15 protein-coding genes are annotated in these 15,778 nt (G+C 68.8%); 6 read left to right on the top strand and 9 right to left on the bottom strand.

The annotated features are described in order from the left end of the window. Positions 1-65: 65 nt before the first annotated feature. From ABD104_RS01755 to ABD104_RS01745, 3 genes are all read right to left on the bottom strand, one after another. Positions 66-800 carry a hypothetical protein gene (locus tag ABD104_RS01755; RefSeq protein ID WP_371695238.1) on the bottom strand — a complete coding sequence of 245 codons (735 nt, stop codon included), beginning with the start codon at positions 798-800 and terminating at the stop codon, positions 66-68. 398 nt (positions 801-1,198) lie between these two features. Next, a complete protein-coding gene (locus ABD104_RS01750) occupies positions 1,199-2,500 on the bottom strand; it encodes a sulfatase family protein (RefSeq protein WP_087840080.1) in 1,302 nt (433 codons plus the stop codon). Positions 2,501-2,522: 22 nt separating this feature from the next. After that, positions 2,523-3,488: a Bug family tripartite tricarboxylate transporter substrate binding protein gene (locus tag ABD104_RS01745; RefSeq protein ID WP_343927048.1), complete on the bottom strand. Its 966-nt coding sequence runs from the start codon at positions 3,486-3,488 to the stop codon at positions 2,523-2,525. 122 nt (positions 3,489-3,610) lie between these two features. Between ABD104_RS01745 and ABD104_RS01740 the strand changes: the two genes are divergently transcribed. Continuing rightward, complete coding sequence (locus ABD104_RS01740) at positions 3,611-4,567, top strand: LysR substrate-binding domain-containing protein (protein WP_087840078.1); 957 nt, start codon at positions 3,611-3,613, stop codon at positions 4,565-4,567. An 11-nt stretch (positions 4,568-4,578) separates the two neighbouring features. Here ABD104_RS01740 and ABD104_RS01735 read toward each other — a convergent pair whose 3' ends face one another. The 5 genes from ABD104_RS01735 to ABD104_RS01715 form a co-directional block, all read right to left on the bottom strand. Continuing rightward, the gene (locus tag ABD104_RS01735) at positions 4,579-5,562 is read right to left on the bottom strand and encodes a Bug family tripartite tricarboxylate transporter substrate binding protein (RefSeq protein WP_132978833.1); all 984 of its coding nucleotides are present in this window, start codon (positions 5,560-5,562) and stop codon (positions 4,579-4,581) included. Between the two features lie 37 nt (positions 5,563-5,599). Continuing rightward, positions 5,600-6,514 (bottom strand): SDR family NAD(P)-dependent oxidoreductase, encoded by a 915-nt coding sequence (locus ABD104_RS01730; RefSeq protein ID WP_087840076.1) that lies wholly within the window; start codon positions 6,512-6,514, stop codon positions 5,600-5,602. A 1-nt stretch (position 6,515) separates the two neighbouring features. Next, the gene (locus tag ABD104_RS01725; RefSeq protein WP_087840075.1) at positions 6,516-7,325 is read right to left on the bottom strand and encodes an enoyl-CoA hydratase-related protein; all 810 of its coding nucleotides are present in this window, start codon (positions 7,323-7,325) and stop codon (positions 6,516-6,518) included. Further along, entirely contained in the window at positions 7,322-9,154 is a 1,833-nt protein-coding gene (locus ABD104_RS01720) for an AMP-binding protein (protein ID WP_132978832.1), read from the bottom strand. Before ABD104_RS01720 ends, ABD104_RS01725 begins: the two co-directional genes overlap by 4 nt. A 104-nt stretch (positions 9,155-9,258) precedes the next feature. Then, positions 9,259-10,074: a helix-turn-helix transcriptional regulator gene (locus ABD104_RS01715; RefSeq protein ID WP_132978831.1), complete on the bottom strand. Its 816-nt coding sequence runs from the start codon at positions 10,072-10,074 to the stop codon at positions 9,259-9,261. 199 nt (positions 10,075-10,273) lie between these two features. On the opposite strand from ABD104_RS01715, the gene otsB reads away from it, so the two are divergent. Further along, positions 10,274-11,068, top strand: coding sequence for a trehalose-phosphatase (otsB, locus tag ABD104_RS01710; protein WP_165962987.1), 795 nt, complete (start codon positions 10,274-10,276; stop codon positions 11,066-11,068). An 11-nt stretch (positions 11,069-11,079) separates the two neighbouring features. Continuing rightward, positions 11,080-12,462, top strand: a complete 1,383-nt coding sequence (gene otsA / locus ABD104_RS01705; protein ID WP_087840071.1) for an alpha,alpha-trehalose-phosphate synthase (UDP-forming) — start codon at positions 11,080-11,082, stop codon at positions 12,460-12,462. 9 nt (positions 12,463-12,471) lie between these two features. Here otsA and ABD104_RS01700 read toward each other — a convergent pair whose 3' ends face one another. After that, positions 12,472-13,197 (bottom strand): GntR family transcriptional regulator, encoded by a 726-nt coding sequence (locus ABD104_RS01700; RefSeq protein WP_087840070.1) that lies wholly within the window; start codon positions 13,195-13,197, stop codon positions 12,472-12,474. 35 nt (positions 13,198-13,232) lie between these two features. Between ABD104_RS01700 and ABD104_RS01695 the strand changes: the two genes are divergently transcribed. The 3 genes from ABD104_RS01695 to ABD104_RS01685 are packed head-to-tail and all read left to right on the top strand — an operon-like array spanning position 13,233 to position 15,776. Next, positions 13,233-14,000, top strand: a complete 768-nt coding sequence (locus ABD104_RS01695; protein WP_165962986.1) for an FAD-linked oxidase C-terminal domain-containing protein — start codon at positions 13,233-13,235, stop codon at positions 13,998-14,000. After that, complete coding sequence (locus ABD104_RS01690) at positions 13,997-14,974, top strand: ABC transporter substrate-binding protein (protein WP_132978828.1); 978 nt, start codon at positions 13,997-13,999, stop codon at positions 14,972-14,974. Before ABD104_RS01695 ends, ABD104_RS01690 begins: the two co-directional genes overlap by 4 nt. 16 nt (positions 14,975-14,990) lie before the next feature. Then, positions 14,991-15,776 (top strand): ABC transporter ATP-binding protein, encoded by a 786-nt coding sequence (locus ABD104_RS01685; RefSeq protein WP_087840067.1) that lies wholly within the window; start codon positions 14,991-14,993, stop codon positions 15,774-15,776. Positions 15,777-15,778: the final 2 nt, after the last annotated feature.

Genomic DNA, 15,778 nt, shown 5'->3' with positions numbered 1-15,778 from the left:
CGCGGTCAGGCAGGCGTAGGATGTTCTGGGTCGGGCATGGTTCTCGTGTGTCGATGAAAAGTCCGTCAGGGCAGGAAGGCCGGCGACAACAGGCGCAGGCCCAGGGAGATCCATCGTTCTTCCCTGCCCATGCCCATGCGGTTGCCGTATGTCACGTCGATCTGCACGCGGTCCGGCACCAGCCAGTGGCGCAGGCCGAACTGGTAGGACGGCCGGCGCCGGTCGTGCCCGAAGGTTTCGGCAATCAGCCAGGTACGTTGGGCCAGGCGGGCCTCGAACCCCAGGCCCCAGGTCGCGTGGCGGCTGCCCGTATCGGCGGCGTCCATCCATCCCAGGTTGCCGTGCACGACCAGCCGGTCGGCGGCAAAGGAAACGCTGGCCGGCACGTAGGCATACCAATCGCGCGACGTCCCCGCCGCATGGGGATGGCGGACCGTCCCGGCCGCCACGCCCAGGCCCCAGCTGTCCGTCTCCAGGGGCTTGAGCAGCGTCTTGACCTGGAACTGCACGTCCGTCGTGCGCACGTGCCCGTCCACCGGTCCGCGGGCGCCGCCCAGCGTCAGTTCCAGGTTGCCGGTAGGATTGCAGGCGGGCATCGCCCAGTATTCGTTGCCGTCGCCACCGCGACGGATCCAGCTTTCCACCTGGCACGCCTTGGCGTCGACGATGCGGGCGTCGTCGGTGATCATGGGGCGCGCCGCCTGGGCGGGGCCGCTCGCGCAGCAGGCGGCAAGAGCCAACGCCAGCCTCCAGGGGGGCGGGCCGGCGGCGCGGTGGCCATGGAATGGAAAATGGTCGATGCGCACGGTTCCTCCTCGGGAATCGAGGTGGAGACACGACACGGGCGTGACGGAGCCGCCGCGCCTGGCGGCAGACAGTATCAGGAAGGGGATGGCCGCGCGCGAACGCCGCGGCCGGAGCCGCCTCCCGCCTTGCGGCGAGACGGCGGCGAAGGAAACCCGCGCGCTATCTCGCCGAGAGTTCGCCGATCACCAGGACCGGCCGACTACTGCCACTCGAACAAGTACCCACGTCAGGGTCTCCACAGTTGATGAACGGCGCGATTCTATCCGCGGGACGGTGACACGTCCATGACCATTTGGCCATGTACGCCTGCCTGCATGCGGGCGCCGCTCCCGGGCCGCATGCTGCTTCGACCGGGAGCCGCCGTCTCCGGTTCCCGGCCGGCGTGCCGGCGTCACCGGCTGGGCATGTCCTTGTCCGTATAGACCAGCTCGCTGCGGGCATCGGCGGGAATCGCGCCGAACACGGCATCCCACTCGTCGCAGCGGCCACGCATCCGCGCCAGGCGCTCGGGCTGGCGGCGCGCCAGGTTGGCCCGCTCGCGCTCGTCCACCGACAGGTCGAACAGATACTCGTTGCCCTCGATGGCCAGGTACTTCCACGGCCCATCGCGCAAGGCGCGCTGGCTGCGATAATTCATGCGCCAGAACAGCTCGCGCGGAAACTCGTGCGTCGGGTCCCGCAGCACCGGCAACATGGACACGCCGTCGAACGGATAATCGGGATGGGCGGGCACGCCGGCGATGTCCAGCATGGTCGCGGTCCAGTCCATCGTCATGCAGTGCTGCGCCGATACCGAGCCGGACGCGATCCGGTCGCCCCACTGCACGATGTAGGGAACGCGGATGCCCCCTTCGGTCAGGTCCATCTTGCCTCCCACCAGCGGCCAGGTGTCCGAGAAACGCTCGCCGCCGTTGTCGCTGGTGAAGATGACCACCGTGTCGTCGGCCAGGCCCAGGTCGTCCAGCGCCTTCAGCACGCGTCCGCAGCCCTCGTCCAGCGCCTTGATCATCTCGCCGTAGACGTGGATGGAACCGCCGTCCAGGTGGCGGATGTCCTGATCGGTCTCCGGATTGGAACGCCCCTGCTCGCGCGCCTCCCACGGCCAGTGCGGCGCGGTGTAGTGCAGGCTCAGCAGGAACGGCTGGCGATCGCCCGCGCGCGCGCGCAGATAGCTCTCGGCTTCGTCGGTCAAGAGATCCGTCAGGTAGTGGCCGTCGTAGTTGACGGGTTCGCCGTCGCGCACGAGGTCGTGCTTGCCCATGCGATCCACGTGGCTGAAATAGCTCACGCCGCCCGACAGGGGGCCGATGTGGTATTCGTATCCGCTCTTCTGCGGACCGAAATGCGGCGGATAGCCCAGGTGCCACTTGCCGATCAGGGCGGTGCGGTATCCCCGCTCGCGCAGCAGCGACGGCAGGGTGGGATGCGCCGGCGGCAGGCCGATCTCCGTGCTGCCCCGGAACCTGCCGGTCATGGGCTCCTCGGCCGCGCCGCGCAGGCGGTACTGGTAGCGGCCGGTGATCAGGCCGAAGCGCGTGGGCGAGCACACGGGCGAATTGGAATAGCCCTGCGTGAAGCGGATCCCGCGCGCGGCCATGCGGTCCAGGTTGGGCGACACGGGCTTGCGTCCGCCATAGCAGCCCAGGTCGGCGTAGCCGAGATCGTCGGCCAGGATGAAGATGAAATTGGTCATGCGAACTGTACCGGTTCCGTTGTCAGTCGACCTTCATGCCGGCCGACTTGATGATCTTCGCATAGCGTTCCCGCACGCCCTCCAGTTCCTTGGCGGCGGCCTCGCCGTCCAGGGTCCCCAGCGTGAAGTCCATCGCGCGCAGGCGCTGCTGCACGTCGGGTTGCGCCAACACCTGCTCCATCGCCTTGCGCAGGGTCTGGACGACGGCGTCCGGCGTCTGCGCCGGCACCATCGCAAGATACAACACATCCTGGCGAACCTCGGGGTAGTCCAGTTCGGCCGTGGTCGGCACCGACGGCAGGAGCGGCGAACGCTGGCTGCCGGTCACGGCCAATGCCTTCAGGGTACCGGCGTTGACGTGCTGCAAGAGGCCAGGCGTGGCCAGCGCGGCGGCCTGAACCTCGCCCGACACCAGCGCCAGCACGGCCGGCGCGTTGCCGCGATACGGGATATGGTTGATCTTCATGCCGGTGGCCTGCTGCAGCATGCTCAGGCTCAGGTGGCCGGGCGAACCGTTGCCCGCCGAGCTGAACGTGACCGGATCCTTGTGGCCACGCTCGACCAGGCCCTTCAGCGTGTCGGCCTTGGCGGACGGGTGGGCGGCGATCAGCATCCCCGAGGATGCCAGGCGCATCACCGGCTTGAGCTGATCCAGCCTGAAGCCCAGCGAGGAATACAGGCTGGGATTGACGGTGAAGGTCGAATCCAGGCCGATCAGCACCGTGTAGCCGTCGGGCGCGGCATTGGCCACCGCGGCGGCGCCTATGTTGCCGCCGCTGCCGGTCTTGTTCTCGACCACGAAGGGCTGCTTGAAGATCGCGTTGAGCCGCTCGCCCATCATGCGCGCCATGATGTCCAGGGGCCCTCCGGCGGTGAAGTTCACGACGAACCTGACGGGCTGGTCCGGATAGCTGCCCTGCGCCGCCGCGCCCGCCGAGGCCGACAATGCAAGCGCCAGTCCCAGCGCGCGAACCATGGATTTCGACATTTCCCACTCCTCCTGATTATGCGGATGCCCCCTCCGGGGCACCGGCCTGTCGGCGCCATCATAGAAGCGCAGGAGCTAATATTGGTTGATCTTTTTGGAAATTGATTGAGCAAAAGGAAATCATGCTGCGCACCCTCGACCCACGCCTGCGCCTGCGCCACTTGCAATGCCTGGTCGCCCTGGCCAGCCACCGCAGTGTCCTGAAGGCCGCCGACGCCCTGGCCCAGACGCCCTCGGCGGTCTCCAAGAGCCTGGCCGAGCTGGAGGCGATCACCGGCGAGACGCTGGCGCTACGACATCGCAAAGGGCTGGAGCTGACGCCGGCCGGCCACATCCTGCTGCGCCATGCCGCGCAGGCCATCGGCGCGCTGCGCGATGGCTTCGAGTTGCTAGGGACGGGCGAAAAGGCGCCCGAGCACGTGCGCATAGGCATCCTGCCCACCGCCGCCGCCACCCTGGTGCCGAACGCGATCCGCCAGATGCAGGCGCGCTATTCCCATCTCGTGGTCACCGCGCACGGCGGTACCAACGCGGACCTGCTGGTGCGCCTGAAGCTGCGGGAGCTGGACCTGGTGATCGGCCGCATCAGCCATCCATCGGAGATGGTGGGCATTTCCTTCGAGCATCTGTACATGGAGCCGCTGGTCATGGCGGTGCGTCCCGGCCACCCGCTGCTGGACGCCCCCGCGCTGCAGCCGGCCGACGTCCGGGCCTATCCCATGGTGCTGCCCATGAAGGGGACCTACATCCGGCCCGCGGCCGAGACCTTCCTCCAATCGAGCGGCATAGGCATGCCTCAGCAACTGGTGGAGACATTGTCCTCGACCATGGCGCGCAGCCTGATGCGGACCGGCGATGCGATCTGGTTCGTACCCTACGGCGTGATCGAACTCGACCTGGACGACGGCCTGGCCCGCACCCTGCCCGTGGACACCAGCCCCACGTCGGCGGCGGTTGGCCTGACCACTCTCGGCACGGGCGAACTGCCCGAAGGGGCGCGGCTCTTCATCGACGTCATGCGAGAGGTGGCCAGCGAGATGCGCAATCGCAACCGGCGCTCGCTGATGCAGGAAGGGTGAAGTTCGCCGTCTCAGTCGCCCTTGAACCCCGTGGCCGCGACGATCTTCTTCCATCGTTCGGTCTCGGCCTCGATCATCCGGCGCGTCTCCTGCGCGCTCGTGCCGGAAATGCTGAAGCCGGCCTCTTCCAGCCTCTGGCGCGCCTCGGGCGATTGCACCGCGGCCACTGCCTTGGCATTGAGCGTGGCGATGACCGGCTCGGGCGTGCCCGCCGGCACGAACAGGGCGAACCAGGCCGAGAAATCGGCCTTGGGATATCCGGCCTCGATGAATGTCGGCACTTCCGGCAGCAAGGGCGAACGCCGGGGCGCGGTGGTCGCCAGGGCCCGCATCTTGCCTCCCTTGACCTGGGCCGTGGCCAGCGCCGTGGACATGAACACGCCGTTGACGTCGCCGCTCACGACCGCCGATACGGCGTCGCCCGTGGCGCGGTAGTGGATGGGTTCGATGCGGAACCGGCCCAGCTCCGCGAACATCTCGGCGCCGAAATGGCCGGGGGTTCCGGCGCCGAAAGTACCGAAGTTGACCTTGTCACGGCTCTGGCCGAACTTGACGAAGTCTTCCACCGAACGCGCGGCGGACGTGTTGGGCACGACCAGGATGAAATCGGTCTTGACCACTTCCGACACCGGAGCCAGTTCGCGGACGGGATCGTAGCCGAGCTTGGAGAACGCCGCCGGCGCGATACTGATGGCGCTGACGTCGGCGATCAGCACGGTATAGCCGTCCGGCGGAGCCTTGGCGACGAACTGGGCCGCGATCTGCCCGCCCGCGCCGGCGCGGTTCTCGACCACCACCGGTTGCCCCATCAACTCGCCCAGCTTCTGGCCCAGCGTGCGCGCCAGGATATCGGGCCCGGTGCCCGGCGCGAATCCCACGGCCAGCCGTATCGGACGCGAAGGATAGGCATCGGTGGCGGTGGCCGGCGCGGCGGCCGCGACGCAGGCCGCCGCCCAGGCGATCGGCAACAGACGGAATGGCTTGACGGTTTTCATGATGTCTCCATGGTTGTCGTTCCTGGTCCGGCCGCCCTCAAGGAAAGGGGGGCAGCCCCACGCTTTCCAGCCGGTTTCCCAGCGTGGCCGGCCACGCCCGCGCGATCGCCTCGGCACTCCAGCCGCCGCTGCGGAAGGCGCTGTGTATTTCCTGCGGGTGGGACCACAGGCTGAGCTTGTCTCCCCCCAATCCTATGCACTGGCCGCTGATTCCAGCGGCCTGGTCCGAGGCGAGGAACACCACCAGCGGTGCCACGTCCTCGGGCATCCCCAGCCCGGCGCCCTGGCGCAGCGTGTCGGGCAACGGCTCGCCGCGCGAGATCGATTCGGCAATCGGTGCGAACGCGGGCATCGTGGCGACCATGCGGGTCAGCGCGACCGGCACGATGGCGTTGACCGTGATGTCCGACTTCGCGCACTCCATCGACCACGTCCGTGCGAACGACGCGATGCCGGCCTTGGCCGCGGCGTATGCGGTCTGGCCAGGATTGCCGCGCTGCCCCGCCGGCGAAGCCACCAGGATGAGCCGCCCCGGGCTTTCCTGCGCGCGCATGCGTCTCACGGCCGCGCGGGCACAGGTGAAGGTGCCCCGCAGATGGGTCGCGATGACGGAATCGAAATCCTCGTCGCTCAGATTCCACATCATGCGATCGCGCAGGTTGCCGGCGTTGGCGCACATCACGTCCAGGCGGCCGAAGCTTTCCACCGCCCGGGCCACGAGCCGCTCGGCCGCCTCGGCCTGGCCCACGGGCACCACCTCGGCCACGGCCTGGCCCCCCTGGCCGCGGATAGACGCGACGGCCTCGGCCGCCGCGTCGGCATCCACATCGTTGACCACGACCGCCGCGCCCGCATCCGCGAGCGCCCGCGCGAACGCCAGGCCCAGTCCGCGGCCGCTGCCGGTCACGATGGCGACCTTGCCGTCCAGCCTGATGGCTGCATCCTGATTCATTTCATCTTCCCGTATAGACCGGACTGCGTTTCTCCATGAACGCCCGCGGGCCTTCGCGCGCGTCCTCGCTGGCCAGGACCCGCTCGCGCGCGTGATCCTCCAGGCGATAGGCCAGCTCCAGCGGCACGCCGCTGGCCTCGATCACCGTCCGCTTGACGGCCTGGACCGCCAGCGGCCCGTTGCGGGCGACTCCTTCGGCCACCTCCATCGCGGCATCCGGCAAGTCGGCCAGCGGCACGATCCGGTTGATCAAACCCCATTGCAGTGCCTGCGTCGCCGTCAGCGGTTCGCCTGTCAGCAGCATATGCATCGCGACCGCCTGCGGGATCTGCCTGGGCAGTCGGGCCATGGACCCGGCAAAGGGGATGAGGCCGCGCCGCACCTCCGGCAAGCCGAAGGTCGCATGTTCGGCGGCCAGGCGTATGTCGGTCCCCAGCATCAACTCCATGCCCGCTGCCAGGCATGCGCCGTTGATGGCGGCCACCACCGGTTTGTGCAACGGAAATCCGCGCAGCGACGAGGCCGCCATCACTGTCGGATCTTCCAGCAGGCGGCGGTCGTAGGGATTCTCCGGCTGCCGCGCGCCGGTCAGCAACGGCAGGGTCGTACCCAGGTCTCCCCCCGCGCAGAACGCCGCGTCGCCGGTTGCAGCCAGTACCGCCACCCGTATCGCGTCGTCCCGCGCCACGTCGACGAACGCATCGGCCAGCTCGCACAGCATCCGTGGCGTCAACGCGTTGCGGGCGGCCGGCCGGTCCAGGCGGACCAGAGCAACGGGCCCCCGCTTCTCGTATTCGACATGCACGCTCATGCGCCCTCTTCCCCGGCCCCGGGGCCGTCGATCCGATAGGCCAGGGCGAACGGCGCCATCAGCGCACGCACGCGCGCCGCATCGTCGCCGTCCGCGCGGAAATGCGCCACGCATCCCTTGGCCTGGGCGCTGACGTCCACCGTCACGCGCGCCGCCAATCCGCCGCGCGCCAGGCGCTCCTGCAACGTCCAGCGCACGGCCCGCGCCCGCAACTCGGGCTTGTAGAGCTTGCCGATCGCGGTCATCGGCAGCGCATCCACGACGAAGATGGCCTTGGGCACCGCGGGCCGCTCGGGAATGCGGTCGCGCACGAAATCAGCGAGATCGGCGGCGGTCAGCCGGGAGCCCTGGCGCAGCGCCACGTAGGCCACGGGTATCTCTCCCGCATATTCGTCGGGCGCGCCCACGGCGGCGGCCATCTGCACCTCGGGATGCCCGAGCAGCGCATCCTCGATCACCACCGGATCGATATTGTGGCTGCTGCGGATGATCAGGTCCTTGGCCCGGCCGGTCACGAAGACCCTGCCCGCCTCGTCGATGTGTCCCACGTCGCCGGTCACCAGCCAGCCGTCCTCGCCGAAGACTCCGGCGTCGTTGCGGGCGTCGGTGTAGCCCGGCCCGACGTTGGGCCCCCTGACCCGCAGGATGCCTTCGCGTCCGTCCGGCGACGCGCCGTCGGGATCGATGCCGACCTCCGTGAAGGGCAGCGGCAGCCCCACGGCTCCGGCGGTGCGCGGCATGCCGACCGGCTCGATGGCGATGACGCCCGCGCACTCGGTCATGCCCAGGATGTTGCGGACGCCCACCCCCGTGCGCTGCTCGAAGGCATCGGCCAGCTCGGTGGGCAGCGGCGAGCCGCCCGTCAACAGGCAGCGCACGCGCGACAGGTCCGCCTCGCCAATGGGTACGTCCAGCAGGCTGGCCATGACCGTGGGCACGGCGGCCAGCAGCGTCGCCCGCTCGCGCTGGACGAACTGCCAATAGCGCCGCACGAAGGCCGTGTTGCGCATGCCCAGCAGCGTGGGCAAGACCACCTCGCCGCCCGCCAGCAAGCTCGAGAGCCCGTAGACCAGGGAACCGGCCACATGGAACAGAGGGAAACCGTTCAGCGTCACGTCGGCTTCGCTGGCGCCATACATGCAGGCCGCCCCCCACGCCGCATGAAGCTGGTTGCGGTGAGTGTGGCGCGCGAGCTTGGGCCGCCCGGTGGTCCCGCCGGTATGAAACAGCGCGGCGATGTCGTCGGGCCCGCGCCGATAGCTCTCGTCCAGCGGGCCTCTCTCTTCGCCGGCCAGCAGTTCGTCGAGGTCGGGCGCGCCTTGCGCCCTGCCCACGGACACGACGTGCGCAAGGCCGGGACAGCGGCGCCTGACGCCCGCCACCTTGGACCAGATGTCCAGTTCAGGGTGCGGCCCGAGCGCGACCAGCACGTTCACCCGGGCATGCTGCAGCAGATCGGCGATGTGTTCTTCGCCGAGCAGGTAGTTGACCGGACAGGCGATGCCCGCGGCTTCGGCGCCCCAGAGCGTCACGTATGCGGCGGGGATGGCCGGCAGCAGGAACGCCACGCGCGGCTGGGTGTCGCCCGCCAGCCGCCGGAAGGCCCGGGCCGCCCGCCTTACCCTCGCCAGCAGCTCGGCATAGGTCCAGCTGCCGGCGGGCACCGCGGGATCGGCCGACTCGATGAAGGTCAGCGCCCGCCGTTGCGCATGCGTCGCGGCGGCGTGTTCCAGCGCCTCGTGGACGCTGTAGTGCGGCATGAATGCAGCATAGGGCTGCGACTCGATCGCCCGGATGTCCTCCAGGCACCTGATGGCAGGCGTCTTCAAGCGGTCTCCTTCCTGTCATGGGCCGCTCGCGCAGGAACGGCAGGAAGAAGCCTAAAGAGAAGACGCGGACGCGGCTGTCCCCTGCGTTGGGGACCGGGACAACCCTAGGCCTGGGACGGAGGCGCCAGGCCGTCCAGCGCGAGCGCGAACAGTTCGTTGCGATGGTGGATGCCCAGCCGCTCGAATGCCCGGTCGCGATAGGTCTTGACCGTGCCCGCCGAAATGCCCAGATCGGCGCCGATGCCTTCGTGCGTCCAGCCGCGCAGCAGCCGCTCGCATACCTCGCGCTCGCGGCGCGGCAGGGCCGCGAGCGGGGCCGGCTGGCACGCCGGCGGGCGGGCCGCGGCCCGGCGGCTGCGCAGGTGGCTTTCTATGCAGGCGATGAGCGGCGGCGCGAGGCCGCATATCAGGTCCAGCTCCGCGTCGCTGAACGCGGGCTGTTCGTCGCGGCGGTAGAGATTGATGGCGATCAGGTCGTCCTCTTCCCAGGCCGTGACCAGCGACACCCGCTCCCGCAGCGCATGGCGCGTGTAGATGCCGTCGCGATGCTCGCTCGGCAGCTCGGCCGCGTGCCAGTGCGTGACCACCGCGCCGCCGTGCAGCACCCGCTCCCTGGCCGCCTCGAACGTCTGGTCGTAACGGTACACGCCTTGCCGGTAGAACCGGAACGCGTCCCGGGTGTGGTCGGGAGCCTGGAAGCTGCCGGTGGCATGCAGCTCCGGCGGGCGGTGCTTGTGCAGGCTGTAGGTCGACCACCAGCACAGCGCGATCGCCGCATTGAGCTGCCGCAGCGCGGCGGTGTCGAAATCCTCGTGGCCCAGGCAGCCGATGACTCCCGCCATCGCGAAGGACGCGAGTTCCCGGGCATGGCGCCACGAGCCGTCTTCCGCACGGGGTTCATGGAGATGCACCAGCTGCATGATGTCCTCGTCTCGCTCCGCTCTTGTCGTTTGCCCGATAGCGTACCGTAAAACCGCGCGTTCGCCGCCCGCCCCCGCCAGGCCCCGCGCCGCATGGCACGGGGAGATAAATGGAAACAAAAACGCGCAAAATGAACACCCTCCCTGCGACACCCTTCCCTACCATTCCATCTGTGACTGTTGTCAAAACGATACGCCGATGACGCGTCAACGAACGATGACCGGATCGGAAGCAGGCAGACCTCCCCCGCTGGACCTGGCGCGATGCGCCTTGTTCCTCGACCTGGACGGCACGCTGGCCCCCATCGCCCCCAGCCCGGATGCGGCGCGGATTCCCGGCGCCACCCTGGCCCTGCTGCGGCGCCTGGCGCTGGCCACCGGCGGCGCGCTGGCCGTGGTGTCGGGCCGCTCGATAGAGGTGGTCGACCGCCTGCTGCATCCGTTGCGCCTGCCGGTCGCAGGCCTGCACGGCATCCAGTGGCGCGGCCCCGACGGCCAGGTATGGGAGCTGCCCGTGGACCGGGAGCGGGCGGCCCGCTTGCAGGCGCGCCTGCTTGACATCGCCGCCGGGCTGGCGGGCGTACACATGGAGGGCAAGGGCATTTCGTTCGCCGTCCACTACCGGCATGCGCCGCACCAGGAAGCCCGGATCCGCCGGGACGTCGCGCAGGCCGCCTCGGCCTTCGCGCCGGACTACGTGCTGCAGTTCGGCAAGATGGTCGCCGAGGTCAAGCCGCGCGGCGCGGACAAGGGAAGCGCCGTCGAGCGATTCATGGCCGTCGCTCCCTTCGCGTCCCGGCTGCCCGTCATGGCGGGAGACGACCTGACCGACGAGGCGGCGTTCGCCGTCGTGGCGCGCCTGGGCGGCGTCTCGATCAAGATCGGCGATGGCGACACGTCGGCATCGTGGCGGCTGCCCGATCCCCCTTCCCTGGCCCGCTGGCTGGACGGCCTGTCCACGCGCGGGCCGGACGATGCTTCGCGCCACGAATAAAGGACCAGGACATGAGCAGACTCGTGATCGTTTCCAATCGTGTAGCGTCCGCGGCCGAAGGAAAGAGCAGCGCCGGCGGACTGGCCGTCGGCGTGCTCGATGCCCTCAAGCGGCAGGACGGGCTCTGGTTCGGATGGAACGGCAAGATCGAGGACAGCGCCGACGCGGAGGTCTCCTTCCATCGCATCGGCCGTATCGACTGCGCGACCACCGCCCTGTCGCGTAGCGAGTACGACCTCTACTATCGCGGGTTCGCCAACGGCACGCTCTGGCCGACTTTCCATTACCGCATCGACCTCAGCCGCTACGATGCCCGCGAATACGAGGGCTACCTGGCCGTCAACGAGCGGCTGGCCGGCATGCTCAGGGAACTGGTCGGCGAGGACGACCGGCTCTGGATACACGACTATCACCTGATACCCTTCGCCCGCGCATGCCGGCGCCTGGGCATGCGCAACCGTATCGGCTTCTTCCTTCATACGCCCTTTCCGTCTGAGGGCATCCTGCGCACCGTCCCGCCCCACCGCGACCTGATCGAGGCCATGTGCGAGTACGACCTGGTGGGCTTCCAGACACGCGGCGATGCGCAGGCCTTCCTGGATTACGCACACAGGCGTCTCGGGCTGCCCATGCAAGGCGACACGCTGCGCGCGCCGTCAGGACCGGTGCGCGTCGGCCACTATCCCATCGGCATCCTGCCCGACGACATCCAGAGCAAATCCAAGGCGCGCAGCCGCTCCAAGCTGGTCGCCACGCTCAAGCAGGGGCTGCAGGAGCGCAAGCTCATCATCAGCGTGGACCGGCTGGACTATAGCAAGGGCATGGTCGAACGCTTCAACGCATTCGAAAGGCTGCTGGAGTCCCGGCCCGCCTATCGCGGCCAGGTCAGCTTCCTGCAGATCGCGCCGCCCTCGCGCTCGGACGTCGAGGGCTATCGCCACATCCGCAGGCAGCTCGAAAGCACGGCCGGCCACATCAACGGCCGCTGGACGGAACTGTCGTGGACGCCCATCCGCTACATGAACCGCGCCTACGAACGCGCCGCGCTGCTGTCCTTCTTCCGTGCCTCGCAGGTCGGCTTCGTCACGCCGCTGCGCGACGGCATGAACCTCGTGGCCAAGGAATACGTGGCGGCCCAGGAGCCCGAGGATCCCGGCGTGCTGGTCCTGTCCGAATTCGCGGGTGCCGCCGACGAACTTGCCGACGGCGCGATCATCGTCAATCCCTACGATATCGACGCCATGGCCCGCGCCCTGGACCGCGCCCTGGACATGCCGCTGGAGGAGCGGCGCGAGCGCCACGAACACATGATGCAACTGCTCAAGGACAACAGCATCAAGCAGTGGCGCGATCACTTCCTGGCGGACCTGGAGCCCCCCGCGGTCGCCGCCTGAGGCCGCCGTTCAGCGCTGGCGCGCTTCTTCCAACAGCCGCTCCGCGATCTCGATCGCGATGTCCACCATCCGGCGCATGTGCTGGCGGGCGAAATGCTCGGCCGCGACCGGGTCGCCGTGCAGCACCGCGCGGGCGATGTCGACGTGGTCCGACAGGTTCAGCAGCCAGTTCTCGCGGCTCAGGTCCCTGAAGTAGATCGTGTGCAGGATCGGGTAGTTGTACTGGTCCAGCAGTTCGCCCACGTCCGGGATACCCGACATGTTGTTGATGGCCCGATGGAAGCGGCCGTTCTCGGCGCGATGGTTGCGCGGGTCGTCGGCGCGCCTCTGGGTCTCGATGTCGTCCAGCAGCGCCAGGACGATCTCGCGATTGCCCGGTTCGTCCGCGTGCTCGGCCGCGGCACGCGCGCCCAGGCCGGAGATGACCTCGCGGATGCGGAACTGGGCGACGATGTCCTCGCGTCCGGGCGTGGCCACCGTCGCGCCCCGATTGGGCTCGATGCGCACGAAGCGATTGGTCTCCAGGCGCCGGAAGGCCTCCCTGACCGAACTGCGGCTTACGCCCAGGTCCCGGGTGACGTCGGTCTCGACGATGCGCTGTCCCGGCTTGTAGACCCCATCGACGATACGGCGGGCGATCTCGTTCAGCACGAAATCCGACACGCTGCCGGAACGGGCCGGCTCGGCCTGCGGCGGCTGGTAGAAGGGCACGAAGGAGCTCGGATCTTTCGCCATGGTCGGGGGGACGAGCCGTTGCGGACATAGGAACCGTGGCGCTCGGCCTCCAGGACCTGGGCCAGGTATTGCGCGCGCTGGCGGGCTGCCGCGCCGATTTCGGCCCCATGCTGACCTCGTTCGAAGTCATGTGGCGGGATTTCGTGGACTTCGTCGCGCGGGGACTGGGCGTGGGCCGCGATCCCTTCGACGGTGCCTGCGGCTATGTCGTGCTGCTCGAACTCTCCTGCTACGACCGCCAGCCGGCGCGCGACGAGGCACGCATCATGGACGCGCTGGAAGCCTTGTCCGACAGCCTGGGCACCCCCCACGTCGTCGTCGCCAAGTCCTTGTCCGAGGCGGCCGAGCTCTGGCGCATGCGCGACGCATCCGGCGAAGCGGCACGCCACCTCGGCGCCTACCTGTCCTTCGACGTCAGCATTCCGACCGGCGAGCTCCAGGCCTGCCTGCCGCGCATCTACGCGGGCCTGGACGCCATCGATCCCGCCCTGCGGCGCCTGACCTACGGCCACCTGGGCGACGGCAACGTGCACCTGCTGGTCGGCTGCGAAGGCCCTGCCGCCGAACACGTCGAGCATCTGGTCTACCACGAGGTGATGCGCTGCGGCGGCTCGATCTCGGCCGAACACGGCATCGGGCTCGAAAAGAACCGGGTCTTCCAGTCGCTCTACCCGGCCGCGGAGCTCGACGCCATGCGCCGCATCAAACTCGCCTTCGATCCCGGCGCCATGCTCGGCCGGGACCGCGTCTTCGGCCTGTCCCGCCCACCCTCCTCCACCCGTCCTGCCCCGGAGCTGCCATGAAGCCTGTCCTGATCCTCCAAGCCGCGCGACTCGCCGCCTGCGTGTCGCTGGCCTGTGCCGCATCGATCGCCCACGCCCAGCAGACCTACAAGGTCGCCATCGCGCAGTTCGGTCCCGACCATACGCTGGACACGCTGGTGTCGAGCTTCAAGAAGGAACTGGCCAGGCAGGGACTGAAGGTGGTCTACGACGAAGGCCACGTGAACTTCGACCGCTCGCTCGCCCCCCAGTTGCTGAACCGCGAAGCCGCGGGCAAGCCCGACCTCATGCTGACCATCACCACGCCGCTCACCCAGACCGCCAAGCAGGTGCTCGCCAGCCGCAGCTTCCCCATCGTGTTCGGCGCCGTCGCCAACCCCGTCGCCGCCAAGCTGGTGCCATCCTGGGACCGGGGCGACACGCTGATGACCGGCGGTTCCAACCTGCCCAACATGGAGGCGTCGGTCGGTTTCATCAAGCAGCTCACGCCCGGGGTCAAGCGGCTGGGCTTCATCTACAACCCCGGCGACGATGCCGATCTCGGCTTCCTGAACGCGCTCGAGAAGGTCGTCGGCAAGTACGACCTCACCCTGGTGAAGGTGGGCGTGGACAACGCCAACGACATACCTACCCGCGTCTCGTCGCTGCAAGGGCGCGCCGACGCGTTGATGGTGCCGGCCTCGAGCATGCTGATTCCGGCCGCCGCCGCCATCGCCTCGGTCACCAACCGCATCAAGCTGCCCACCTACAGCCCCAATGTCGATAACGTGGCCCAGCACCATTTCCTGGCCGCGATGACGGTCGAGTACAGCAGCCTGGGAACCAGCGTGGGCCGCATCGCCGCCGACATCCTGCGCGGCAAGAAGCCTTCGGACATTCCCGTATCGGTCCCTGCCGTGGAAGACCATGCGGTCAAGATCAGCGGGCGCCGGCTGAAGGACCTCGGCATCGCGCTGCCGGAGTCGCTGAAGAACTGCAACTGCGTCGTCGACTGACGCGCCGGAGTTCCTCATGATCGAGCTTGCAGCCGTCGACGTCGTGTTCTATCCGGGCACTCCGGATGAACGCATCGCGCTCGACCGACTGGACCTGGCCCTGGAGAACGGCAGCTTCTGTGTCGTGGTGGGCACCAACGGCGCCGGCAAGAGCACCTTGCTGAACGTGCTGGCCGGCGCGGTGCGGCCGCGCGCCGGCCGTACCGTCATCGACGGTACCGATGTCTCGTCCTGGCCCGTGCATCGGCGCGCGCAATGGGTCTCGCGCGTATTCCAGGACCCCATGGTCGGCACGGCGCCCGCGCTGTCCATCGAGGAGAACCTGGCCTTCGCCGCCATGCGCGGCCGCCGGCGCGGACTGCGCATGGCGCTCAATCCGCGCAACCGGGCCCATTTCCGCGACGAACTCGCGCGCTTCGGCCTGGGCCTGGAAAACCGCATGGGCGCGCCCGCCGGGCTGCTCTCGGGCGGCCAGCGGCAGGTGCTCGCGCTGCTGATGGCGGCGCTGAACCGTCCGCGCATCCTGTTGCTGGACGAGCACACCGCCGCGCTCGATCCGCGCACGGCGCAACTCGTCATGCAGGCGACCCGCCGCATCGTGGCCGAGCAGCGGCTGACGACCCTGATGATCACGCACAACATGGCGCATGCGCTGGACTATGGCGACCGCCTGCTGATGATGGAGTGCGGACGCATCAAGCTGGACATCGGCCGCGACGAGAAGCCGCGCCTGACCATCAACGACCTGGTCCAGCGTTTCGGCCAGGCCGACGACCAGATCCTGCTGCAGGCCAGCGCATGAAC

This window comes from Pigmentiphaga daeguensis, from assembly GCF_039523035.1.
In the GTDB taxonomy this organism is placed as follows: domain Bacteria; phylum Pseudomonadota; class Gammaproteobacteria; order Burkholderiales; family Burkholderiaceae_B; genus Pigmentiphaga; species Pigmentiphaga daeguensis.
This window is presented reverse-complemented; position numbering and strand designations above follow the sequence as displayed.

Bases quoted from the DNA above. Each gene is read 5' to 3' on its own strand.
- ABD104_RS01750 (WP_087840080.1), bottom strand. From the start codon at position 2,500: ATGACCAATTTCATCTTCATCCTGGCCGACGATCTCGGCTACGCCGAC.
- ABD104_RS01745 (WP_343927048.1), bottom strand. From the start codon at position 3,488: ATGTCGAAATCCATGGTTCGCGCGCTGGGACTGGCGCTTGCATTGTCG.
- ABD104_RS01740 (WP_087840078.1), top strand. From the start codon at position 3,611: ATGCTGCGCACCCTCGACCCACGCCTGCGCCTGCGCCACTTGCAATGC.
- ABD104_RS01735 (WP_132978833.1), bottom strand. From the start codon at position 5,562: ATGAAAACCGTCAAGCCATTCCGTCTGTTGCCGATCGCCTGGGCGGCG.
- ABD104_RS01730 (WP_087840076.1), bottom strand. From the start codon at position 6,514: ATGAATCAGGATGCAGCCATCAGGCTGGACGGCAAGGTCGCCATCGTG.
- ABD104_RS01725 (WP_087840075.1), bottom strand. From the start codon at position 7,325: ATGAGCGTGCATGTCGAATACGAGAAGCGGGGGCCCGTTGCTCTGGTC.
- ABD104_RS01715 (WP_132978831.1), bottom strand. From the start codon at position 10,074: ATGCAGCTGGTGCATCTCCATGAACCCCGTGCGGAAGACGGCTCGTGG.
- otsB (WP_165962987.1), top strand. From the start codon at position 10,274: ATGACGCGTCAACGAACGATGACCGGATCGGAAGCAGGCAGACCTCCC.
- otsA (WP_087840071.1), top strand. From the start codon at position 11,080: ATGAGCAGACTCGTGATCGTTTCCAATCGTGTAGCGTCCGCGGCCGAA.
- ABD104_RS01700 (WP_087840070.1), bottom strand. From the start codon at position 13,197: ATGGCGAAAGATCCGAGCTCCTTCGTGCCCTTCTACCAGCCGCCGCAG.
- ABD104_RS01690 (WP_132978828.1), top strand. From the start codon at position 13,997: ATGAAGCCTGTCCTGATCCTCCAAGCCGCGCGACTCGCCGCCTGCGTG.
- ABD104_RS01685 (WP_087840067.1), top strand. From the start codon at position 14,991: ATGATCGAGCTTGCAGCCGTCGACGTCGTGTTCTATCCGGGCACTCCG.